Below are 23,746 nucleotides of genomic sequence, written 5' to 3' on the forward strand. Positions count from 1 at the left end.
GGAGGTTGTTTCCGCCAGTGATGTGCTGACCAGCGAGGATGGTTCCGGCTCCGGTTCCGCCGTGGCGAGTGATGTGGACGGCGATACGCTCCGCTACCATCTGGTCGATACGGACGGCAACCAGGTGAGCAGCCTGAGTACCGATCACGGCACGGTGACCATCGATTCGGCGACCGGCGAGTACACGTTCACTCCCAATGCCGAGGCCCAGGCCTTGGGTGTCGGGGCGGTCCAGAGCGACACCTTCAAGGTGGTCGCCACAGACGGCACCACCACCAGCGAGCCGACCACGGTGGGCGTGACCATCACCGGCAGTAACGACGGCCCGATCGTGAGTGGCGCGGTGGATCTCGGCGATACCGCCGAGGACAATTCCATCACCTTCACCAAGGCGCAGCTGCTGGCCAACGCCTCGGACGTGGACGGCGACAGCCTGTCGGTGAGCAACCTCACCTCGGCCAACGGCACCATCACCGAGAACAGCGACGGCACCTACACCTTCACGCCGGCCGAGAACTTCAGCGGCAGCGTGGACGTCAGCTACACCGTCAGCGACGGCCAGGGCGGGACCACCGCCGGTTCGGCCTCCCTGGACGTCAGCGCGGTGGCCGACCAGGCCAGCGTCTCGCTGTCCATCGGCGAGGGCGCGGTCGACACGAACGGCAGCTTCACCGTCACCAACCATGACGGCTCGGCCGGGTATCACAATACCTACGGCTATTACGTCATGGACGAGAACGGCAACCCGACCTCCGGCGAGATCATCTGGAAGGACGTCCACGACACCAACGGCCAGTCGGTCACCATCGAGGGCGTCGATCCCGATCAGGTCGGGTTCTTCATCATCCCCAACGGCGACCAGAATTCCAGCATCCGCGACGGCTCCGACGTGACCTTCACCAAGGATTCCGCGGGCAACTGGCAGGTGGTGGACAGCAACGGCGCCGTCCTTTCGGGGACCGGGACCAAGGTCCTGTTCGACAACAAGGACCTCAATTCCGACGATCTGGTGCACATGCAGGATACCAGCCGGGATGGCGGCAACCAGAACTGGGAAGACCTGAACGGCGGCGGCGACCGCGACTACAACGACCTCAACATGACGGTCGAGTGGGGCGAAGCCGAGCCGACCTCTACCCATGAGGTCAACATCGCGGCCAGCTTCCCCGATATGGACGGCTCGGAAGGCCATACGGTAGTCCTGAACGGCCTGCCGGAGGGCGCCACCCTGTACCAGGACGGCGTCGCGCTGGTCCCCGGCGCCGACGGCAGCTACACCCTGGACGCCTCGGATCTGGACGGGCTTACCCTGACCACCGCTCCGGGCTTCAGCGGCGAGATCGAGCTTTCGGTCACCGCGACCAGCGCCGACGGCGCCAGCACCGCCTCGGCCAGCGCCCAGGCCGAAGTCAATATCGACCTCGGCAATACGGGCCCCGATGCCGGCGAGGCAGAAAGCGTCAGCACCGCGGTCAACAATGCCGTCACCGGCCAGGTGGAAGCCACCGACGCCGACGGCAACGACCTGAACTTCTCGCTGGCCACCGGCAACGACGGCCCGCAGCACGGTTCGGTCGCGCTCAACCCGGACGGTACCTTCACCTATACGCCGACCGGCAATTTCAGCGGCACCGACACCTTCAAGGTGGTGATCGACGACGGCCACGGCGGCACCACCACCGAGACGGTTTCCGTCACGGTGGAGAACCCCAATCACCGGCCGGTGGCCGGCGACGACAGCCGCATCGACGATGATGCCCAGGGGCCGGCCCTGTCGGTGTCCATGGGGACCACCACGGTTGAGACCACCACCACCGGCACCAGCGCCGACGTGGACTGGAACGGTCTGGACACCATGTCCGACCCGACCACGGCGACGCCGACCACCAATGTCGCCGGCGACCTCAACACCGCCAACAACGGCAGCAACAATGCCGACGTGATCAGTATCGGCGGCGACAACAACGCTAGCATCAGTACCGGCAACGGTGACGATCAGGTGACCATCGGCGACGATGTCAACGCCAAGATCGACCTGGGCAACGGCACCAACGCCCTGGATATGGCCGATGACGTCAACGCCTCGGTGTCCGGCGGTTCGGGCAACGATACCGTGCGGGTCGGCGACGACCTCAATGGCAATATCGACCTGGGCAATGGCGACAACCGCCTGCAGGTGGGCGGCGACGCCAACGCGTCCATCTCCACCGGCTCGGGCAGCGACGACGTCAAGATCGTCGGCGACCTCAACAGCAATATCAGCCTCGGTTCGGGTGCCGACGACCTGCAGACCGGCGGCGACGCCAACGCCTCCATCGATGTGGGCGAAGGCAACGACCGGGTGCTGGTCGGCGACGATCTCAGTTCGAAGGCGAGCCTCGGCTCCGGCGACGATTATCTGGAAGTGGCCGACGATTCCTGGGCCTCCATCGATGCCGGTTCGGGCAACGATACCGTCAAGATCGGCGGCGACATCAGCTCCAAGGTGGACATGGGCTCGGGGAACGACCGGGTGACCATCACCGGCGACAACCTGTGGGCGACGGTGACCGGCGGCTCGGGCACCGACTCCATCGAACTGACCGGTGTCACCAAGGCCGAGTGGGATGCCAACGCCAACGGCGTCAAGAACTACGTCAAGGACTTCGAGAACATCAAGTTCGCCGACGGCCAGGTGATCGGTGACGCTTCGGCCTTCGACACCACCACCACGACCTCCACCTACAAGACCCCGCTGACCATCGAGGCGACGCTGAACGATACCGACGGCAGCGAGACGCTGTCGCCGGTGACCATCGGCAACATCCCGGCGGGCGCCACTCTCGAACTGGACGGCGAGGTTCTGACCCCCAACGCCGACGGCACCTATACCCTGAACGTGATGTCGGGCTCGCCGGTCGAGGTGACCCTGGTCACCGATACCCCGGTCACCGCCAACAGCCTGAACCTCACCACCACGGTGTCCTCCACCGAGGCCCATGGCGGTGACGTGTCGGTCACCACCCAGGTGGGCGTCGGCAGCAATGCCGGCGAGACGGTGGCCGACGACCGCATCGCCACCGACACCAACCGGACGGTGAGCATCGACAGCGCCGACCTGCTGGCCAACGACACCGACGCCGATGGCGATGCCTTGAGCATCATCTCGGTGGGCAATGCCCAGCACGGTACCGTCAGCCTCGGCGCCGACGGCCAGGTCGTCTTCACCGCCGACAGGGGCTTCGAGGGCACCACCACCTTCGAATACACGGTCAGCGACGGCCATGGCGGCACCGACGTCGCCACCGTGTCGGTCTATGTGGACGATCCCAATGACGCGCCGGTGATCAACGCGGCCCAGACCACCGAGACCCTGAGCGTCGATTACAGCGAGCCTAATTCCTCGAATATCGGCCGGGTCAGCGCCACCGACGTCAACGGCGACACCCTGACCTACTCGGTGCTCGACAGCGGCAACCAGCACGGCAACCTGGTGATCGACTCCGATAGCGGTTCGTTCTTCTACAACGCCGACGACACCAGCTGGAGCGGCACCGACACCTTCACCGTCCAGGTGGACGACGGCAATGGCGGCCTGGCGACCCAGACCATCTCGGTCCAGGTCACCGGCGGTTCGGGCGGCGGCAACGGCAGCGGCGGCGGCCATGCCATCGGCTGGGGCAATGGCGGCGGCCGTGACGAGAGCTGGGGCGCCAACGGCTCGTGGTCGGTGGGCGGCAACCATTCCGGCGGCGGCCACGGCAATAACGGCTGGGGCAACGGCGACCAGGATGCCCCCGGCAATTCCGGCGACCACAACAATGCCGAGAACGACCATTCCGGCGGTGGACGCGGCCATTCCGGCGGTGGTCGTCACGGTTCCGGCGGCGGTCGTTCCGGTGGCGGTCATGGCCATGGCGGCTGGGGCCACAACAGCGGCGGTGGCAATGACGGCGACGTCGTCCATGCCAGCGACGACGGCACCAACTGGAGCAGTGGCTGGCGCGCCGTGGATGTGGGCAACGGCGACCAGGACGGCACCAACGACACCATCAGCATCTCCGGCTACAACCGCCACAACGAGTCGTATAACGGCGACAGCGGCGACACTCTGATCGGGGCCGGCGGCAACGATTACATGTCGCTGGAGGGAGCCGATCACGGCCAGAAGATCAGCGGCTTCGACCACATCCAACTGGGCGACGGCGACAACGTCATCCTCGACATGACCACCAGCCGCTATGATTACGGCGACCTGACGGTGGCCGGCGGCACCGGTCACGACGTGATCTGGTCGGCCAGCGGCGACGACCTGCTGGTGGCCGGCGATGGCGGCAACACCATCCATGGCGGTGCCGGCGACGACACCATCGTGGCGGGGGCCGGCAGCGACGACCTGATGGGTCAGGACGGCAGCGATCTGTTCCTGTTCGACTTCGGCACTGGCCACGACACCGTCAACGGCGGCGCCGGCGGCAACTGGACCGACACCATCGACCTGTCCACCAACATGGGCGAGGGGGCGAGCATCACCATCTCGACCGGCGGCAGCGATTGGACGGTGGCTTCGGACGGCGATCACGACGCGGCCGGCACCATCAATCTCGGCCAGGACAAGTCGGGCACCATCACGGTTCACAGCCAGGATGGCGACCAGACCATCGAGTTCACCAACATCGAGAGCATCAAGTTCTAGGGATGGGGTGAACACTTTACCGGGTCCGTCCGCCTGCCACGGCGGGCGGACCCTTTTTATGGGGGCGGGGGACATGGACGAGCCGGTGGAGGCGTCGGCGGCGCTGGAGCTGCAAGGCTATCGCCTCCATCGCCTGGTGGCGGTGACGGCGTTTTCGGACATCTGGCTGGCCGAGGATCTGGGGCTCGGCCGGGCCGTGGCGGTCAAGGCCTTCACCCCCAAATCCGACGAAAACGGCATCATTCCGCCGTTCCCGGTGGCCGAGTGGCGCCGACGCTTCTATCAGGAGGCCCGGCTGCAGGCCCGCTTCGACCATCCCCATATCGTGCCGGCGGTCGGCCTGGAGCATGCCGCCGACGGCCGGCCCTGCCTGCTGATGCAATACCTGCCCCTGTCCCTGCGCCACGAGATCGGCCCCGACCTCTTCGATGGCGGGGCGGGCGAGGGGGAAACGGCCCGCGCCGCCACCCCGGCCCGCACCAAGGCGGTGCTGCTGCAGGTGCTTTCGGCGCTGGTCGACATTCACGGCAAGGGTATCGTCCATCGCGATCTCAAGCCGCGCAATCTGCTGCTGGCCGGCGGTCCCGGCGGGCGGGTCAAGATCGGTGATTTCGGCATGGCCAAGCCGCCGGGCGAGCCGGTCTCGGCGGGGCGGGAGTGGTTCGGCACCCGCGAGTACATCAGCCCGGAGCAATACGCCCAGGCCAGTCAGGCCACCGACCGTTCCGACATCTTCTCGCTGGGGGTGATCGGCATCCGTATGCTGACCGGACACTTCCCCGACCGGCGGCGGCTGGCGGCGGTGGAGGGGCTGCCCGCCGCTTTCGCCGATCTGCTTGCCCAGTGCCTGGAGGCCGATCCCGCCCGCCGTCCCGACGCCGCCGGCATGGCGGCGCGCCTCGCGGCGATCGGCTTGCCTTGAGGCGGGGCGAAGGCGCATGATGGGGCGTTGACCAAGCGGCCGGACCGAGATGATTTCCTCCATAGCCTCGACGACATTGCTCAGTGGCTTGGCCACCCAGTCGCGGGTTGCCGAGAAAGCCGCCGGCAACATCGCCAATCTCACCACGCCCGACTATCAGGCCCAGAGGGGCCAGGTGGTGTCCACCAGCCCGGCCGGGGCGGCCTATGTCCCGCTGCCGCCCGAGGGCGGGGTGGATCTGGCGCGCGAGGTGATCGACCTCGGCCAGGCGAAGCAGGCCTATATCCTGGCCGCCCGCACCTTCTCCCGCATCGCCAGGACGGAGAAGGAAGCCCTGGACGTTCTGGCCTGATCCCCCATCCGGAAACCCCGTTCATGTCCGACAAGCCCAAGGCCTACCTCGCCGGTCCGGCCGTGTTCCATCCGGCCGCCAAGGCCCTGCTCGACTATCTGGTGGAGATGTGCGGCCAGCACGGCCTTCAGGGTGTGGCGCCGTTCGAGCCCGAGGCGGAGCAGCGCGGCCTGCCGCCGGCCGAACTGGCGGCGCTGATCCGGCGTGGCAACGTGGGGCGGATTCGAGAATGCGACGTGGTGATCGCTTGCGTTTCGCCGTTCCGCGGCCCCGGTTCCTGCCCCGGAACCACCTGGGAGATGGGCTATGCGGAAGCCCTGGGCAAGCCGGTGGTGGCGTGGTCCGAGGACATGCGCCCCTACAAGGAGCGGGTTCCCCACGATTGTGACGCCGACGGGCGCTCGTTCTGCCGCCAGCACGGCATGCTGGTCGAGGATTTCGGCCTGGTGGAGAACCTGATGTACGCCGCCGCGCCCGCCGGGGTTTTGCCGGATTTCGAGGCGGCGCTCACGGAAGCGTGTCGGCAGGCTGAAGCTGCTCGGCAAGGGGCAGGGTGAAGCGGAAGGAGCTTCCCTCCCCAGGGACCGATTCCACCCAGATGTGGCCGCCCAGGCGGCTGACGATCCGCTTGCAGATGGCCAGTCCCACCCCGGTGCCGGCATAGCTGGAATAAGGGTGGAGGCGGCGGAACAGTTCGAACACGTCCTGCTCCGCCGGGTCGAAGCCGATGCCGTTGTCGCTGACCGAGAACACCCACTGGCGGTCCTGGCGCTCGGCGGCGACCCGCACGCGGGGGGCGATTCCCTCCTTGCGGTACTTGACGGCATTGCCGATCAGGTTCTGGAAGACCTGGATCAGCAGGACCGAATCGGCGGCGACATCCGGCAGGGGGCCGACAGTAATCTCGGCCCCGCTCGAATCGATGGCTTCGCGCAGGTTGTTGAGTGCGCTGTGGCAGGCGGATTCGGCCGAGACCGGTTCGATCCGCCCCTCGTTGCGGGTGGTGCGCGAATAGGCCAGCAGGTCGTTGATCAGGTGGTGCATGCGGATGGCGCCGCCGGTCACCAGATCGAGGTATTGCCGGCCGCGGTCATCCAGGACCTGGGCGTAATCGCGCTCGATCATCTGGGCGAAACAGGCGACGGTGCGCAGCGGCTCCTGCAGGTCGTGGGACGCCACATAGGCGAAGCGTTCCAGCTCGGAATTGGCCTCGGTCAGGGTTTCCACCGCCTTGGCCAGCTTTTCCGCATGGGAGCGGCGGTCCTCCTCGGTGCGGACGCGGTCGGTGACGTCGCGCACGATGTGAAATCCCCCCGCCGGACGGCCGTCCGGGCCCGGCAGCGAGCCGTAGCTGGTCTCGAACCAGGCGGTGTCGCCGTCGGTGGTCAGCGACTGCAACTGGACGAAGGACTCGCCGGCCAGGGTGCGGTCCCAGCATTCCGCGAACAGGCGGTAGCGGTCGGGGACGTGGACGAACAGCTCCTCGATGGACATGCCGATCCTGACGTCGCGCTCGAAGAAGTTCCAGCACACCGCCTGATAGCGGGGATTGAAGGCGGTCAGGCGTCTGTTGCGGTCCCAGGCGGCGATCAGGTCGTGGGAGCCGCGCATGATGCCCGACAGCCGGGTGTTGACCTCTGTCAGCTCGCGGTTGCTTTCGGCCAGGGCGGCGCCCCGCCGGTCCAGTTCCTTTTCCCAGCGGCGCAGCAGCACCAGCAGCATCAGCGCCGTCACCAGGACGAAGGCGCAGCCCTTGGCCACCTCCAGCAAGGAGGCCATGCCCGGGGGTTCCGGGACATTCATCCACACGGCCAGGGACGACAGGAAAATCCAGCTCAGTCCGACGGCGGCATAGATGCCGGTGATGCGCCAGGAGACCTTCAATGGGGTGAAATCCTTGGGGGAATGTCTGGACACGATCATCAATTCTACCAGAGAGCGCTCCCCATGGCACACAAATGCTCTAGTCCGGTAGTCTGGGCAGGGTGAAGACGATGCGGGTGCCCTTGCCGGGGCCGTCGGATTCCGCCCAGATGCGGCCGCCGTGGCGTTCGATGATCTTGCGGCAGACCGGCAGGCCGATGCCGGTGCCGCCGCCGTATTCGTCGCGCTGGTGCAGGCGCTGGAACAGCCCGAAGATCCGTTCCTCGTATCCCCGGCCAAGTTCGAGGCCGATGCCGTTGTCGGCCACGGTGATCCGCCACATTTCCGGCCCGTCGGCGCGGCAATCCACGGTGATGCGCACCGGCTGGGCGCCGTGGTACTTCAGCGCGTTGCCGAACAGGTTGAGCAGGACGCGGTAGAGTTCGTCGTCGCTGCCCATGACCTGGGGCAGGGGGGCGGCGATCTCGATGGTGGCGCTGGCGGCTTCCATCTGGCTGCGCAGGCTGTCGCGGGTGCCGGCCGCCAGATCGGACAGTGACACCGGGTGCATGGCCTGGGTGCCGCGCCCGACCCGGCTGACCTCCAGCAGGTCGCGCACCAGGCAGTCCATGCGGTTGGCGGCGTCGGTAATGATCTTGACGAATTCCCGCTCATCGCCGTCCAGCCGCCCTTCCAGCCGCCGGGCCAGCAGGGTGGAGAACGAGGTGATGTTGCGCAGCGGCTCGCGCAGGTCGTGGGAGGCGACGTAGGCATAGGCCTCGAGATCGGCGTTGGAGCGCTCCAGCGCCTGATTCTTGTCGCGCAGCGCCTCCTCGATCGCCTTGGCCTGGGTGATGTCGGTATGGAATCCCAGGGTATAGGGAGAGCCGCTGGACGGATTGGCGACCTCGAAGGACTTGGCGTGCAGCCAGGCCACCGTGCCGTCGGGGCGAACCACCCGAAAGTCCGATTCGTATTCCCCCGATCCGATACGCGACGCCACGAAATTCATCACCTGGTCGCGGTCCTCGGGATGAATCCAGGCCGGCCACAGGGAGGGATCGGCCACCAGTTCCTCGGGGTCCCGTCCCCACAGGCGGCGGAAGGCCGGGCTGACATAGTGGAAGCGGCGATAGTCCATGTCGGCGATGTAGAACACCTGATCGATGGTCTCGGCCATTTCGCGGAAGCGCCGCTCGCTTTCCGCCAGAACCCGTTCGGCCTGCTTGCGTTCGGAAATGTCGCGCAGGAAGACGAACAGCCGTCCGCCGCCCGCCGGGAAATACGAGGTGCTGATCTCCACGTCCCATTCGCCGCCGTCCCTGGCGCGGTGGCGGGTCTCGAAGCGGCGGGCCTCTCCCTTGACCACGGTCTCGATGTTGGCGCGGATGGATTCCTCGGTCTGGACGGCGTCCAGGTCGGAGATGATCATGCTCAGCAACTGCTCGCGGCTGTAGCCCGAGCGCGCGGCATAGGCGTTGTTGACCTCCATGAGGCGGCCCTGGCGGTCGGTCATCCAGAAGCCGTCGGACGAAGTTTCGATGATGGCGCGGTAATGCTGTTCGCTGTCGCGCAGCGCCAGGGTCATCCGGGTGTTGGCCACCAGCCGGGAATGGCTGCGCCGGGCGATTGCGCCGATGGCCAGCGTCCCCAGGACCCAGAGGACGCCGTGGGTGGTGCTCATGGTCCGCACCGCGCCGGCCTCGCTGGCCAGATAGGGCGCCAGCGGCACCGAGACGCCGATGCCACCCCGCACCTCGCCGTCCTGGAAGCCGAGATGGCCGTGGCATTTCTGGCAGCTGGGCTCCATGCGGAACGGCTTGAACAGGCGCAGGAAGGGGGCGCCGTCGATGTCGGAAACCTCCATCAGCTCGGTCTTGCGGCCCTCGGCGAACTGGCGGATGCCCTCGGCCTCCCACGGGTCGGCCTTGTTGTTGGGGTTGAGGTAGATGATCCCGACGATGCGCCCCTTGATGCCGTAAAGCTCGCCATGGTCCTGCATCATCTCGCGCAGCATGTAGGCGGGATTCATCAGGGTCAGCCGCCGCCCGTCATCGGCGATCAGGTCGCGGTCGGGCAGGTGGGCCATCCACGGGCTGGGCGGCGTCTTCTCGGTGGGCTCGACATAGACGCCGCCATGGCCCGAGGCCCACAGGCGATAGGCGACGTCCTTGTTGAAATTGGCCAGGGCGGTGTTGGTGGCCAGTTCCAGGGTGATCTCGTGCTGCTTGGCGATGTTCCAGGCCAGCGATCCGCCCAGCAGCAGGCTCCAGGCCAGCAGGCCCAGGGCAGCATAGCGCGCCACCCGGGCCTTGACCTCGGCGAGGGCGGGGATCGCATCCGAACCTGGTTGCGTGGCGCTCAAATCCTGTCCCCCAGTGCGTCGCCGCTCCAGCCAATCTTCGGAAATGATACCAAAGGTCTAGGCGTGCGGCATCATGACATCTCGTGACGAATCCTGACCAAACGGGCAGTCCGGGAGTAGATCATGGACTTTGCCGCGCTGTGGGCCATCTGGACGAAAGGCCGGCGCACCCGATATAAAACTGAATGATCCACATCACCCACCGCATCTCCATTGACGAGAAGGAAATCGACGAGAGCTTCGTCCGCTCGTCCGGCCCGGGCGGCCAGAACGTCAACAAGGTCGAGACGGCGGTCCAACTGCGCTTCGATGCGCGGCGTTCGCCGTCGCTGCCCGATGATGTGAGCGTGCGGTTGCAGAAACTGGCGGGCAGCCGCCTGACCCAGGACGGCGTGATCATCATCATCGCCCAGACCCATCGCAGCCAGGAGCGCAACCGCGCCGAGGCGCTGGACCGGCTGGTGGAGATGATCCGCGAGGCCGCCAAGCCGCCACCGCCAAAGCGCCGTCCCACCAAGCCCACCAAGGGCTCCAAGGAGCGTCGGCTGGAGAGCAAGGGCAAGCGCTCCGAGACCAAGAAGTTGCGGTCGGAACGGCCGGAATAGGTGCATGCCCCGCGAGGGCCGATGTGAGGTGACGACGTGGCAATCCTCGAGACCTTCCACGCCAAGGGGCTGACCAGCCAGGCGGCCTATCGCAGCCGGGACGAGGCTGCGTTCTGGGTCCGGGCGCACCGCAACCGTTTGCTGGCGGGCTGGGTCTGCGACCTGACCGACGAGGACAGCCAGAACTACCTCCGCCTGCTTCTCGATGCCGATTTCGCCAGGGTTTCGACCTCGGCCACCGAGGGGTTCCTGATGCTGAAGATCCGCAACGACCTGATGGGCTTCGGCATCTTTCTTTCCCCCGCCGAGTTGAAGGATGTCTGCCGGCGCTTCGAGCAGCAGGCCTTGCTTGAGCAGGGGGAGGGCGTGCCGGCTCCTTGAGGCTGATCTGAGCCGCAAGACCGCCTGCCGCCTCCCGAATCCGTCCCTTCCCTTTGCAGCGCCGGGCGTTCCGCATCCCGCCGGCGGGTGCTTCCCCATGGCTGTTCCGACCGCTTGACACGATAATTCTATTAGTCTACAGATTAGCAGACTAAAGAGAGGTGGCGTGCCCCATGTGTGGAGTTGGAGGGTATGATGATCGGATTTCATGAGGATGAGGCGCGAAGCCTGCTGTTGGCCGCCCTGTTCGCGGTGGTGCTGGCCCTGGGGCTGGCGGTCCTGATGCCCGGCGCCCAGGCGGCCGAGTCCCGCACGCTGCTCAACGTGTCCTACGATCCCACCCGCGAGCTGTATCAGGCGCTCAACGAGTCCTTCATCAAGCAGTGGAAGGCCATGAGCGGCGAGGACCTGAAGATCAACCAGTCCCACGGCGGTTCGGGCAAGCAGGCCCGTTCGGTGATCGACGGGCTGGAGGCCGACGTGGTGACCCTGGCGCTGGCCTACGACATCGACGCCGTCGCCGACAAGGCCAGGCTGCTGGACGGCGGCTGGCAGAAGCGTCTGGCCTACAATTCGGCGCCCTACACCTCGACCATCGTGTTCCTGGTCAGGAAGGGCAATCCCAAGCAGGTCAAGGATTGGGGCGATCTGGTCAAGCCGGGCGTCTCGGTGATCACCCCCAATCCCAAGACCTCGGGCGGGGCGCGCTGGAACTATCTGGCCGCCTGGGGCTACGCCCTCGACCGCAACGACGGCGACGCCGCCAAGGCCCAGGATTTCGTGGCCGCCCTGTTCCGGAACGTTCCGGTGCTGGATTCGGGGGCGCGCGGCTCCACCGTCACCTTCGCCCAGCGCGGCCTGGGCGACGTGCTGCTGGCCTGGGAGAACGAGGCCCATCTGGCGCTGAAGGAATTCGGTTCGGGCTTCGAGATCGTCACCCCCTCGCTGTCCATCCTGGCCGAGCCGCCGGTGGCGGTGGTCGACAAGGTGGTGGACAAGCGCGGCACCCGCGCCGTCGCCCAGGCCTATCTCGAGTTCCTCTACACCCCCGAGGCCCAGGAGATCATCGCGCGGAACTTCTACCGTCCCCGCGATCCCGAGGTGGTCAGGAAGACCGCCGCCGCCTTCGCGCCGGTCAAGCTGTTCACCATCGACGACGTGTTCGGCGGCTGGCGCAAGGTCCAGACCGAGCACTTCTCCGACGGCGGCGTGTTCGACCGCATCACGGCCAAGAAATAGGGGCGGAGAAATTGGCCGTCCTCGCCCTTTCCCTGCCGCGCCGCGCGCCCAGCGTCATTCCCGGCTTCGGCCCGACGCTGGGCTTCACCCTGGCCTATCTGTCGCTGATCGTGCTGCTACCGCTGGCGGCGCTGGTGATCAAGGCGGCGGGCACCACGCTGGAGCAATGGACGGCGATCCTGAGCGACCCCCGGGTGCTGTCGGCGCTCGGCCTGTCGTTCGGCGGCGCCCTGGCCGCCGCGCTGATCAACGCGGTATTCGGTCTGCTGGTGGCCTGGGTGCTGGTGCGCTATCCCTTTCCCGGCCGCCGGCTGGTGGATGCCGCCATCGACCTGCCCTTCGCCCTGCCCACAGCCGTGGCCGGCATCGCGCTGACCGCGCTGTACGCCCCCAACGGCTGGCTGGGCCGGCTGCTGGAGCCGCTGGGCGTCAAGGTGGCCTTCACGCCGCTGGGCGTGGTGGTGGCCATGGTGTTCATCGGCCTGCCCTTCGTGGTGCGCACGGTGGAACCGGTGCTGCACGACGTGGACCTGGAACTTGAGGAGGCGGCCGCCTCGCTGGGCGCCGACCGGCTGCAGACCTTCCTGCGGGTGATCCTGCCGGCCGTCTTGCCGTCGCTGCTGACCGGCTTTTCCCTGGCCCTGGCCCGGGCGGTGGGCGAGTACGGCTCGGTGATCTTCATCGCCGGCAACCTGCCCGGCGTGTCCGAGATCGCGCCTTTGCTGATCGTCACCAAGCTGGAGCAGTACGATTACGTGGGCGCCACCGCCATCGCCACGGTAATGCTGGCGATTTCGTTCACCCTGCTGCTGGCGGTCAACCTGCTGCAGAAGTGGCGCCGCGCGCAGATGGGAGGGTGAGACGATGAGCGCGAGTTCGACCCGTGAAACGCCGCCGGTGCGCTGGGGGCTGACCCTGCTGGCCCTGGCGTTCCTGGCCCTGTTCCTGGTGGCCCCCCTGGTCGCCGTGCTGGCCGAGGCCTTCGCCAAGGGCTGGGACGCCTATGTCCGCGCCCTGTCGGGGGACGACACCTGGTCGTCCATCCGCCTGACCCTGATCGTCGCCGCCATCTCGGTGCCGCTCAACGTCGCCTTCGGCCTGGCGGCCAGCTGGGCCGTCGCCAAGTTCGATTTTTCCGGCAAGAGCCTGCTGGTCTCGCTGATCGAGCTGCCGTTCTCGGTTTCCCCGGTGATCTCGGGGCTGATCTACGTGCTGCTGTTCGGCCTGCAGGGGCTGCTCGGCCCCTGGCTGGCGGAAAACGACCTCAAGGTCATCTTCGCGGTGCCGGGCATCGTGCTCGCCACCGTCTTCGTCACCTTTCCCTTCGTGGCCCGCGAGTTGATTCCGCTGATGGAGGAGCAGGGGCGCGAGGAGGAGGAGGCGGCGTTGACCCTGGGGGCCTCGGGCCTTGCCGCCTTCTGGCTGGTGACCCTGCCCAATGTCCGCTGGGGGCTGCTGTACGGCGTGCTGCTGTGCAACGCGCGGGCCATGGGAGAGTTCGGTGCCGTATCCGTGGTTTCCGGCCATATCCGGGGACTGACAAACACCATGCCGCTGCATGTGGAGATACTCTACAATGAATACGATTTCGTCGGCGCTTTCGCGGTCGCCTCTCTCCTCGCCGTTCTGGCCCTTGTCACTCTGGCGGTCAAATCGGCGCTCGAATGGTGGCATCGGGACGAACTTGCCGCCGCAGGCCATTGAGGAAGCCGGTATGATCGAGGTCGAGAACGTCTCCAAGCGCTTCGGCAATTTCGCCGCGCTGGACCAGGTGTCCCTGCGGGTGGCCCAGGGCAAGCTGGTGGCGCTGCTGGGGCCTTCGGGCTCGGGCAAGACTACCTTGCTGCGCATCCTGGCCGGGTTGGAGCAGCCCGACGACGGGCGCATCCGTCTGGGCGGCATCGACGCCACCGGTCTGGGAACCCGCGACCGCAAGGTGGGCTTCGTCTTCCAGCACTACGCCCTGTTCCGCCACATGACGGTGGCGGAGAACATCGCCTTCGGCCTGAAGGTCCGGAAGGGCGCCAATCGTCCCTCCAAGGCCGCCATCACCGAGAAGGTCCATACCCTGCTGGAACTGGTGCAGCTGGAAGGCCTGGCCGGGCGCTATCCCAGCCAGCTGTCGGGCGGCCAGCGCCAGCGCGTCGCCCTGGCCCGCGCCCTGGCGGTGGAGCCGCGCCTGCTGCTGCTCGACGAGCCGTTCGGCGCGCTGGACGCCCAGGTGCGCAAGGACCTGCGCCGCTGGCTGCGGCATCTGCACGACGAGATGGGCCTGACCGGCGTGTTCGTCACCCACGACCAGGAGGAGGCGCTCGAGGTTGCCGACGAGGTGGTGGTGATGAACAAGGGCCGCATCGAGCAGATCGGCACCCCCGCCGAGATCTACGACAGCCCCGCCACGCCCTTCGTCTACCGCTTCCTCGGCAACGTCAACGCCGTGGCCTGTCGGGTGGCCGGCGGCCAGGCCCAGGTGGGCGGCCTGCATATCGGTGAGGGAAGGGCTGACGGCCCCGGTACCGCCTTCATCCGCCCCCATGACGTGGAAGTTCTCGAACTGTCGCCCGATCTGCCCCAGGCGAGGGTCCGCCAGGTAGTGGTGCTCGGCCCCGTGGTGCGCGCCGAACTGGAACTGGCCGGCGGCGTCACCGTCGAGGCGGAATTGTCGCGCGACATCAAGGACAAGCTTGGCCTGCGGCGCGGCCTCGAGGTCTCCGTCTTCCTGCGCAAGGCGCGGGTTTTCGTCGGCGAAAACGTGTAGAATGCGCCGAATTTCCCTCACCGAGGTGGAGGTTGCCATGCGGATATTGCCGATTCTGGTCATTCTGGGTGTGGTTGTCGCCCATCCCGTCACGGCCCGGGCCGCCGAGCCCGCCCCGCTGGCGGCGGCGGTCTGCGCCAATTGCCACGGCACGGAGGGCCGGAACGAAGGGGCGATCCCGGCCATCGCCGGCAAGCCCGCCTTCCTGATCGCCGGCAAGCTGCGCGATTTCAAGGCCGACAAGGTGGCCAACGCCACGGTCATGCCGCGTCTGACCAAGGGCCTTACCGAGGCCGAGATCGACACGGTCGCCCAGTATTTCGCCAATCTGCGCTGAGGGGAGTGAACGCCATGACCAACGCTTTCGATCGCCGTTCCTTCCTGGCCCTGGCCGGCGCCGCCGGCCTGTCGTCGCTGACCTCGGCCTGCGCCACCGGCCCGGCCGGCACCGGCCCCCGCGTGGTGGTGGTGGGCGGCGGCTTTGGCGGGGCGACTGCCGCCAAGTATCTGCGCCGCCTCGATCCCTCGCTGCGGGTGACCCTGGTGGAACGTTCGACCCGCTTCATCACCTGCCCGTTCAGCAATTCGGTGATCGGCGGCTTCCGCTCGCTGGAGGCCAACACCTTCGGCTACGAGGGCTTGCGCGGCCACGGGGTGGAGGTGATCCACGCCGAGGTGACCAATATCGACGCCGCCGCCCGGCTGGTGGTGCTGCAGGGCGGCGAGAAGCTGCCCTACGACAAGCTGGTGCTGTCGCCCGGTATCGACATCAAGTGGGGCGCCCAGGGCTATTCCGAGGCCGACGCCGAACTGGCGCCGCACGCCTGGAAGGCCGGGCCGCAGACCCTGCTGCTGCGTCGCCAGCTGGAGGCCATGCCCGACGGCGGCGTGGTGGTGATGTCCATCCCCGCCAACCCCTACCGCTGCCCGCCCGGCCCCTACGAGCGGGCCAGCCTGATCGCCCATTACCTCAAGACCAGGAAGCCGCGTTCCAAGCTGCTGCTGCTCGACGCTAAGGACAGCTTCTCCAAGCAGCCGCTGTTCATCGAGGGCTGGGACGCGCTGTACAAGGGCCTGATCGAGTGGGTGCCACTGTCCAAGGACGGCAAGGTGACCCAGGTGGACGCCAAGCGGCTGACCGTCGAGACCGAGTTCGGCACCCGCCACAAGGCCGACGTCCTGAACTACATCCCCGGGCAGACCGCCGGGGGCATCGTCATCGCCGCCGGCCTGGCCGATTCCTCGGGCTGGGTGCCGGTGGTGCCGCAGACCTTCCAGTCGGTCAAGGCGCCCGACATCTACGTGGTGGGCGACGCCACCAGCGCCGCGCCGCAGCCCAAGTCGGGATTCGCCGCCAACTCCCAGGCCAAGGTTGCCGCCGCCGCCATCGTGGCGTCGCTGCGGGGGCAGCCGGCACCCGATCCCATCTGGATGAACACCTGCTACTCGTTGCTGTCGCCCGATTACGGCATCACTGTGGCCGGGGTCTACCGGGTCATCAACGGCAAGATCGCCGACGTCCCCGGCTCGGGCGGCATCAGCCCCAAGGGGGCCTCGGCCATGTTCCGGGGGCTGGAAGCCTCCTACGCCGAGAGCTGGTACGCCAACATCACCCAGGATATCTGGGGCTGATTCCAAGATTCGTGCCCGAGCGGAAAAATCTTGGTTGCCCGAAAACGCGGCTTCATTAGGATGTGCCGCGTGATCGGGCGACTTAGTCTTTATCCAAGCAGGCGGCATGAACCGGCGGATCGGTGAAATCGTAGGACAGGTTCTGGCGCGACTTCGCCCCAAGGCGAAGTCGCTGATCATTACCGTCTACGGCGATGCCATCTCCCATCACGGCGGCAGCGCCTGGCTGGGCAGCGTCATCAATCTGGTGGAACCCCTGGGGCTGAACGAGCGCATCGTGCGGACCTCGGTGTTCCGCCTGTCCAAGGAGGCGTGGCTGTCCTCCATGCAGATCGGGCGGCGCAGCTATTACCGCCTGACCGAGATGGGCCGGCGCCGCTTCGAGGCCGCCCACAACCGCATCTACCACTACAACGGCAAGCCCTGGGACGGGCGCTGGACCCTGGCGGTCACCAATATCGAGGGCATGGACGCCGAGCGCCGCGATTCGCTGCGCCGCGACCTGGGCTGGCTGGGCTTCGGCCAGCTGGCCAGCGGCGTCCTGGTCCACCCCGACCCCGACCGCAGCGCGGTACGGCAAGCCCTGGCCGAGGCCGGGGTGCAGGACCGCGCCGTGATGATGAGCGCCGCCGCCGAGGATTGGGTGACGCCCGAGGCCTTGCGCGACCTGATCCACACCTGCTGGGACCTGGACCGCCTGGCCGCCGACTACAACGAGTTCCTCGACACCTTCCGCCCGCTGTGGCAAGCCCTGTCCGGCAACGGCGAGCTGGACCCCCAGATGTGCTTCGTGGTCCGCACCCTGCTGATGCACGGTTATCGCCGCGCCTTGCTGCGCGACCCCATGCTGCCCGACGAATTGCTGCCCGCCCACTGGCCGGGGACCTCGGCGCGGGTGTTGTGCCGCAACCTCTACCGTCTGGTCCAGTCGGCGGCCGAGACCCATGTCATGGGCATGCTGGAAACCGCCGAAGGCCCGGTGCCCGAGGCCCATCCCGCCTATTATACCCGCTTCGGCGGGCTGCAATCGGCCGACTGAGCTTTTCCCGAGGTTTCGAGTGTCATCCCCGGCGAAGCCGGGGGGCTGGCGGCGAGGTGCCGATTCTGACGGCGCGGAACCGGCGGAGATCCTTATCCCCTGCTGATCGTCGGGATGACAGGCGGGAAACGACCGCCATGAGCCTTTGCGCCTCCGGCCGTTTGGCCTTACAAGGGGGGCGGCTTCAACCTGGGTGGTGAGACGTGGGGCGGCGAGACGTCAGACGGATGCTGATGGGCAACAAGAGGCCCCTGTGGGAACGTCCCGTTGTCCTGGTCGGCTTGATGGCCGCGGTCCTGGTGATCGGCGTCGGCATCGGCCTGGGGGTGGGCCTGTGGTCGGGCAACTCGTCAAAGGCGCCGCAGCCCGGAGCGGAGCAGGCTCCCGCGCCGGTGGTCGCCGCCTCTCCCCCGCCGCGGCCCGGGCCGTCGTCGGGCGATGACGACGAGGGCCGCCCGCTGCTGGCGCCGCCGCCGCCGCGCCCCGATCCCGGCTCGTCCGAGGCCCTGGAATTCGGCCATGCCTCCGACGTGGTGGCGCTGGCCCCCATGCCGCCGCCGCCTCAGCCGGCGCCCGAGATCAAGCTGCCGCCCGCCGGGGCGGCGGTCTGGCTGCGCAACGCCCAGCCGCCGCCGAAGACCGGCGGCCGGCCGGTGATCGCCATCATCATCGACGACCTGGGCGTCGACCGTCGCCGCAGCGAGCGCATGGCCCAGTTGAAGGCGCCGCTGACCCTGTCCTACATGACCTATGCCGAGGATGTGGCGCGTCAGGCCCACGATGCCAGGGGGCATGGCCACGAGCTGATGGTGCATGTGCCCATGCAGCCGCAAAGCGCCTCCTACGATCCCGGCCCCGAGGTGCTGGAGGTGGGGCTGGCCGCCGACGAGATCCGCCGTCGCCTCGACTGGGGGCTGTCGCGCTTCGACGGCTATGTGGGCATCAACAACCACATGGGCTCGCGCTTCACCTCGGACCCGGCGGGCATGCGGGTGGTGATGGGGGAATTACGCCGGCGCGGCTTGGCCTTCATCGATTCGGTGACCTCGGAGCGCACGGTGGGGGCCGAGACGGCGCGGCATTACGGTGTGCCCTTCGCCTCCCGCCATGTCTTCCTCGACAACGACCAGGGCGTCGCCCATGTGCGCGCCCAGCTGGCCAAGACCGAGGCTTACGCCCGCAAGCACGGCGCCGCCATCGCCATCGGCCATCCCCATGACGGCACCATCGAGGCCCTGGCCGGCTGGCTGCCGGGGCTGGAGGCGCGCGGCTTCGCCCTGGTGCCGGTCAGCGCCATCATCCGCATGGGCAACGGACAGTAAATCTCCCCCTTGACCTTCCATGGGCTGGAAGGTTCACACTCCCCCCAGTTCAATCCTCATGGGGAGAAGGTCATGTCCACCACCTATCGCGTCACCGGCATGAGCTGCGGCGGCTGTTCCAAGTCGGTGACCGCCGCCATCCAGGAAATCGCCCCCGGCGCCAAGGTCGAGGTGGACCTGGGCGACAAGGCGGTGACCGTCGACGGCGCCGACGAGGCCCAGGTCAGGCAGGCGGTGGATTCCGCCGGCTTCGGCTTCGAGGGAAGGGTTTAACCCTCGGTCAGGCTGGCGCCTTCCGCCCGGGCCAGCCGGCGCAACACCTCGGCCATCTCTTCCAGCGCGTCCACCTGATGGTCGAGCCACACCCGCCCCAGCGGGCCGTTCAGCGCCCAGGCCGGGCAGGAGGCGGTGCGCGATGCGATCTCGCAATCGCAGGACCGCAGGATGGCATCGATCTGGCGGCGGCGCACCACCGGCGGCGCCAGATCGAGGAAGGCCAGCTTGAGGCGGATGCCCACCTGCCCGAAGGTGGAGAGCGGCGAGGCCAGGGGCTGGGCGACCAGATCGTGCAGCCGGCGGCGGCCGTCGCCGGTGATGGCCAGGCGCATGGAGCGCTCCACCGGGTTGAGCAGGCCATCCTCCAGCATCTCGTCGATGGCGTCGAACACCAGCTGGGTGACCGGCGCCCAGGCTGGCCCGGTCAGGGTGGCGACCGCCTGCATGGCGTCGTCCATGGATAGTGGCGCACGCTCGGTGGCCCCCAGCACGGCCAGCCAGATGTAATCCCGGGCGGTCATGGCCTGCCGGTTGAGGATCGTCCTGCCCTCGATGAAACCCATCGCGCCCTCCAAGTGCAAATGCGAATGACTCGCAATATGCGCGGAGCGAAGGGTTTTTGCAAGCGGCTTCGTTGGGAGCCGCCCTACTGCTTGACCAGGGTATAGTCGATGGCGTCCTCGGCGGCGCGCACCAGGGCGCGGGCCTTGTTCATGCATTCCTCATGCTCGGACAGCGGCACCGAATCGGCGACGATGCCGGCTCCGGCCTGGACGTACATGGTGCCGTCCTTGACCAGGGTGGTGCGCAGGGCGATGCAGGTGTCCATGTTGCCGTTGCCGTCGAAATAGCCGATGGCCCCGGCATAGAACGAGCGCCGCTCGGTCTCCAACTCGTCGATGATCTCCATGGCCCTGATCTTGGGGGCGCCCGAGGTGGTGCCGGCGGGAAAGCCGGCCATCAGGGCGTCCATGGCGTCGCAACCCTCGCGGATGCGGCCCTCGACGTTGGAGACGATGTGCATGACGTGGGAATAGTATTCCACCGCCATCTTCTTGGTGACCTCGACCGAGCCGATGGAAGCCACCCGGCCCACGTCGTTGCGGCCCAGGTCCAAGAGCATCAGGTGTTCGGCCAGCTCCTTGGGGTCGGCCAGCAAATCGGCGGCCAGTTCCTCGTCCTCGGACGGGGTCTTGCCCCGGCGGCGCGTGCCGGCGATGGGGCGGATGGTGACCTTGTCGTCGCGCAAGCGGACCAGGATTTCCGGACTGGAGCCCACCAGCTGGAACTCGCCCAGGTCCAGGAAGAACAGGAACGGGCTGGGGTTCAGCCGGCGCAGCGAGCGGTACAGCGAAAAGGGCGGCAGCCGGAACGGCACCGCCAGGCGCTGGGACAGCACCACCTGGAAGATGTCGCCGGCGGCGATGTAGTCCTGGGCCTTCTCCACCATGCGGCAGTAATGCTCGGGCGACACGCTGGGCACCGGAATGGGCTGGTGCTCGTCGCGCGGGAAGCCGAGATAGGTGTGGGGCAGGGGGCTTTCCAGGGATTCGACCACATGCTCCAGGCGCTCCCAGGCCAGATCCCAGGCGGCCTGGGCATCCATGCCGGGGCGCGGCCAGACCGGGGCGACGGCGGTCAACGTGCCGTTGACGTTGTCGAACACCGCCATGATGGTCGGGCGCATGAAGATGCCGTCCGGCACCTGGATGGGATCGGGATTGGCGTCGGGCAGCTTTTCCGCCAGCCGCACCATGTCGTAGCCCATATAGCCGATCAGGCCGGCCGACATGGGGGGAAGGTGGGGCGGCGTCTCGATGCCGCATTCCGCCACCAGGGCCCTGAGGGAGTCCAGCGCGCCGGACCTGGCGGCCACCGGGCAGGGCTGGTACGAGCCGGTCTTGGAGCGGGCGTTGCGGTTGATCCACGCCTGGTTGCCGACGCACTTCCACAGCAGGTCGGGCTTCATGCCGAGGATGGAATAGCGGCCGCGCACCGCGCCGCCTTCCACCGATTCCAGCAGGAAGGCGTTGGGCTGGCCGTTGGCCAGCTTCAGGAAGGCGGAAACCGGCGTCTCCAGATCGGCCACCAGCACCCGCCAGACCACCTGAGGCCTGCCGCTGTCATAGGCTTCGGCGAAGGCGGGGAAGTCGGGCTGGTGGCTCATGATGACGCTGTTACTCTTCGCGGGTCAGCTGGGGACGGTCGACCTTGACGCCGATGGAGGCGTTGAGGGCGGCGATGTACTGGTCGGCGATGTCGGTGGCCACCGCCTGCGACACGCGCTGGCGGGCCGCCTGGGTGACGGCGGGGTTGGCGCCGACGTCGAAGCCCACCACGCCGGTCAGGCGGGCCACCAGGGTGCCGCCCTGCACCGGGGCGATGGCGACGGCGCCCGGCGGGGCCGTTGAACAGCTCGGCGATGATGGTGGCGGGCAGGGTGGTGCCCTCGGCCGGTTCGCGGGTGAACGGCTTGGCGGCTTCCAGCTTGGCGCCGGCCGAGAGGGCCACCTGGGCGGCGCTTTCGCCGGCCTTGATGCGGTCGGCCAGCTTCTGGGCCTTGTCGCGGGCCTGCTCCTGGCGGCGCTCGGCCTGCCAGGTGGCCAGCACCTCGGCCTTGATGTCGGCCAGAGCCTTGGGGGCCGGCGGGGTCACGCCGTCGACGCGCAGCAGGAAATAGCCGTTGTTGGGCACTTCGGTCAGCGGGCTCTCGGTGCTCTGGTCGGTGTGGAAGGCCACGTCGAGGAACTGGTCCGACTTGGGCAGGTCGGCCACCGGCTTGCCGTTGGTGCCGCGTCCCTGGGCGTCCACCGCCGCGATGGTGACGATCTTGAGGTTGTGGCGCTTGGCCGCCTCCTCCAGGGTGGCGCCGCCGCCCAGGGCGTCCTCCACCTTGTTGGCCAGCTCCGACAGGCCGTCCATGGCCTTTTCCTTGCGCAGATCCTGCTCCAGCTGGGCCTTGGCCTCGGCGAAAGAGCGGGTGCGGCCGGCCTGGACCTGGCTCACCTTGACCACGTGCCAGCCCAGCGCCGACTTGACCGGCTGGCCGGTGGCGCCGGAGGCAAGCTTGAACACCGCCTCGGCCAGACCATCGGGGAGGTCGCCCTTCTCGACGGTGCCCAGCTCGATGATCTCGGCGCCCAGCGCCTTGGCCACCGCCGCCAGATCCTTGCCCCCCGTCACCATGTCGGTGGCCTGGGCGGCGGCGGATTGCTCGTTGAAGACGATCTGCGACACGGTCCGGCGCTCGGGCGTGGTGAACTCGTCGATGCGCTGCTGGTAGGCGTCGTTCAGCATGACCTCGTCGATGCTGACGTCGCCCGCCACGTCGGAGGGACGCAGCAGCAGCACGGTCAGCGCCCGGAATTCCGGCGCCATGAAGCGGTTGAGGCTGTCCTTGTAATAGGCCTCCAGCTGGGCCGCGTCGGGGGCGGGGGGCAGCGGGGTGGACTCGTCCTTGATCACGAAGGTCTCGGCGGTCCGGCGCTCCTCGCGCCAGGTCAGCAGCGGATCGGTCAGCGCCTGGGGCGCGCCGATGCCGGCGGCGACGGTCTCGACCATCTGGTTGCGCACCATGTTGGTGCGCTCGGTCTTCATGAAGCTGTCCTCGGTATGGCCCAGCCGGGCCAGCCGCGCCTGGAAGATCTCGCGGTCGAACTGACCCGTCGGGCCCTTGAAGGCCGGGTTGGAGGCCACCCGGCGCAGGATGGTCTCGTCGGTGGCGGCCAGCCCCAGCGAGCGCGCCGCCTCGTCGATCAGGGTCCGCGCGATCAGCGAATCGATGGTGCGGTCCAGCATGCCCATCTTGCGGGCATCGTCGGCGGTGAGCTTGCCGCCGAACAGCGGCTGCAGCCGCTCAACCTCGCGCTTGAACTCGGCCATCACCTCGGCGGCCGACATGGAGGTCTTGCCGATCTCGATGGCCGGGCTGCGGCCCACGCCGCCGCGCACCACGTCGCCGGCACCCCAGGCCACGAAGCTCAGAGCCAGCAGGGCGAACAGCAACCTGACGATCCAGGTCTTCGAAGCGGAGCGGAATACGTCGAGCATGGAGGCAGCCGAGTCCCGAAAAAGATGTTGGGACGCGCCGGATGCCGGCCGTCCTGAGGCAGGGCGCATAATAAGGAGGGGGCAGGGGGGCCGCAACATGGAAGTGGCGCCCTCCATGCCGGTTTTCCGCCGCCGCCGGCGTTGCCGAAAGGCATATTCGACGCCGATGGGGCGAAATGTTGTTGCGGCAAAACCCTGGAATCTGTGTATATAATAAAAAACGAAGGTAAGCCGATTCTTATAAGCCGGCGCCAACCATAAGAACGC

20 protein-coding genes are annotated in these 23,746 nt (G+C 67.6%); 15 read left to right on the forward strand and 5 right to left on the reverse strand.

Going from position 1 to position 23,746, the window contains the following annotated elements; translation table 11 throughout:
* From H261_RS15975 to H261_RS15990, 4 genes are all read left to right on the forward strand, one after another.
* The coding region (locus H261_RS15975; protein WP_008619475.1) for a tandem-95 repeat protein at window positions 1-4,675 on the forward strand (4,675 nt) is incomplete at its 5' end.
* A gap of 73 nt (window positions 4,676-4,748) precedes the next feature.
* A complete protein-coding gene (locus H261_RS15980) occupies window positions 4,749-5,597 on the forward strand; it encodes a serine/threonine-protein kinase (RefSeq protein ID WP_008619485.1) in 849 nt (282 codons plus the stop codon).
* A 49-nt stretch (window positions 5,598-5,646) separates the two neighbouring features.
* Entirely contained in the window at window positions 5,647-5,949 is a 303-nt protein-coding gene (locus H261_RS15985; protein ID WP_040476698.1) for a hypothetical protein, read from the forward strand.
* A gap of 23 nt (window positions 5,950-5,972) precedes the next feature.
* Complete coding sequence (locus H261_RS15990; RefSeq protein WP_008619496.1) at window positions 5,973-6,506, forward strand: nucleoside 2-deoxyribosyltransferase; 534 nt, start codon at window positions 5,973-5,975, stop codon at window positions 6,504-6,506.
* On the opposite strand, the gene H261_RS15995 is transcribed toward H261_RS15990, so the two are convergent.
* Both H261_RS15995 and H261_RS16000 read right to left on the reverse strand, forming a co-directional pair.
* Entirely contained in the window at window positions 6,457-7,872 is a 1,416-nt protein-coding gene (locus H261_RS15995) for a sensor histidine kinase (RefSeq protein WP_008619498.1), read from the reverse strand. The two genes, H261_RS15990 and H261_RS15995, sit on opposite strands and share 50 nt — an antisense overlap.
* Window positions 7,873-7,912: 40 nt before the next feature.
* Window positions 7,913-10,177, reverse strand: a complete 2,265-nt coding sequence (locus tag H261_RS16000; RefSeq protein ID WP_008619500.1) for a PAS domain S-box protein — start codon at window positions 10,175-10,177, stop codon at window positions 7,913-7,915.
* Window positions 10,178-10,362: 185 nt separating this feature from the next.
* On the opposite strand from H261_RS16000, the gene arfB reads away from it, so the two are divergent.
* The 11 genes from arfB to H261_RS16055 all read left to right on the forward strand — a co-directional run bounded on the left by arfB (window position 10,363) and on the right by H261_RS16055 (window position 19,426).
* Window positions 10,363-10,782, forward strand: a complete 420-nt coding sequence (gene arfB / locus H261_RS16005) for an alternative ribosome rescue aminoacyl-tRNA hydrolase ArfB (RefSeq protein WP_008619501.1) — start codon at window positions 10,363-10,365, stop codon at window positions 10,780-10,782.
* Window positions 10,783-10,818: 36 nt separating this feature from the next.
* Entirely contained in the window at window positions 10,819-11,163 is a 345-nt protein-coding gene (locus H261_RS16010; RefSeq protein WP_008619504.1) for an ATPase inhibitor subunit zeta, read from the forward strand.
* Between the two features lie 195 nt (window positions 11,164-11,358).
* Complete coding sequence (locus H261_RS16015; RefSeq protein WP_152426912.1) at window positions 11,359-12,402, forward strand: sulfate ABC transporter substrate-binding protein; 1,044 nt, start codon at window positions 11,359-11,361, stop codon at window positions 12,400-12,402.
* An 11-nt stretch (window positions 12,403-12,413) separates the two neighbouring features.
* The gene (gene cysT, locus H261_RS16020) at window positions 12,414-13,262 is read left to right on the forward strand and encodes a sulfate ABC transporter permease subunit CysT (protein ID WP_008619507.1); all 849 of its coding nucleotides are present in this window, start codon (window positions 12,414-12,416) and stop codon (window positions 13,260-13,262) included.
* Window positions 13,263-13,266: 4 nt separating this feature from the next.
* On the forward strand, window positions 13,267-14,106 hold the full coding sequence (cysW, locus tag H261_RS16025) for a sulfate ABC transporter permease subunit CysW (RefSeq protein WP_040476700.1): 840 nt from the start codon (window positions 13,267-13,269) through the stop codon (window positions 14,104-14,106).
* 10 nt (window positions 14,107-14,116) lie between these two features.
* Complete coding sequence (locus tag H261_RS16030) at window positions 14,117-15,160, forward strand: sulfate/molybdate ABC transporter ATP-binding protein (RefSeq protein WP_008619511.1); 1,044 nt, start codon at window positions 14,117-14,119, stop codon at window positions 15,158-15,160.
* 37 nt (window positions 15,161-15,197) lie between these two features.
* Window positions 15,198-15,497 (forward strand): c-type cytochrome, encoded by a 300-nt coding sequence (locus H261_RS16035; RefSeq protein WP_052004301.1) that lies wholly within the window; start codon window positions 15,198-15,200, stop codon window positions 15,495-15,497.
* Between the two features lie 14 nt (window positions 15,498-15,511).
* The gene (locus H261_RS16040) at window positions 15,512-16,792 is read left to right on the forward strand and encodes an NAD(P)/FAD-dependent oxidoreductase (protein WP_008619515.1); all 1,281 of its coding nucleotides are present in this window, start codon (window positions 15,512-15,514) and stop codon (window positions 16,790-16,792) included.
* Between the two features lie 106 nt (window positions 16,793-16,898).
* Window positions 16,899-17,831 carry a phenylacetic acid degradation operon negative regulatory protein PaaX gene (gene paaX, locus H261_RS16045; RefSeq protein ID WP_008619517.1) on the forward strand — a complete coding sequence of 311 codons (933 nt, stop codon included), beginning with the start codon at window positions 16,899-16,901 and terminating at the stop codon, window positions 17,829-17,831.
* Window positions 17,832-18,064: 233 nt separating this feature from the next.
* Window positions 18,065-19,153: a divergent polysaccharide deacetylase family protein gene (locus H261_RS16050; RefSeq protein WP_235062957.1), complete on the forward strand. Its 1,089-nt coding sequence runs from the start codon at window positions 18,065-18,067 to the stop codon at window positions 19,151-19,153.
* Window positions 19,154-19,225: 72 nt separating this feature from the next.
* Window positions 19,226-19,426, forward strand: coding sequence for a heavy-metal-associated domain-containing protein (locus tag H261_RS16055; RefSeq protein WP_008619522.1), 201 nt, complete (start codon window positions 19,226-19,228; stop codon window positions 19,424-19,426).
* Here the strand turns inward: H261_RS16055 and H261_RS16060 are convergent.
* From H261_RS16060 to H261_RS16070, 3 genes are all read right to left on the reverse strand, one after another.
* Window positions 19,423-19,992, reverse strand: coding sequence for a hypothetical protein (locus H261_RS16060; protein ID WP_008619532.1), 570 nt, complete (start codon window positions 19,990-19,992; stop codon window positions 19,423-19,425). The genes H261_RS16055 and H261_RS16060 overlap by 4 nt on opposite strands.
* Before the next feature lie 83 nt (window positions 19,993-20,075).
* On the reverse strand, window positions 20,076-21,596 hold the full coding sequence (trpE, locus tag H261_RS16065) for an anthranilate synthase component I (RefSeq protein ID WP_008619533.1): 1,521 nt from the start codon (window positions 21,594-21,596) through the stop codon (window positions 20,076-20,078).
* On the reverse strand, window positions 21,593-23,479 hold the full coding sequence (locus H261_RS16070) for a SurA N-terminal domain-containing protein (protein ID WP_008619534.1): 1,887 nt from the start codon (window positions 23,477-23,479) through the stop codon (window positions 21,593-21,595). Before H261_RS16070 ends, trpE begins: the two co-directional genes overlap by 4 nt.
* Between the last annotated feature and the right edge of the window lie 267 nt (window positions 23,480-23,746).

This window comes from Paramagnetospirillum caucaseum (assembly GCF_000342045.1).
GTDB classification, from domain to species: Bacteria; Pseudomonadota; Alphaproteobacteria; order Rhodospirillales; family Magnetospirillaceae; genus Phaeospirillum; species Phaeospirillum caucaseum.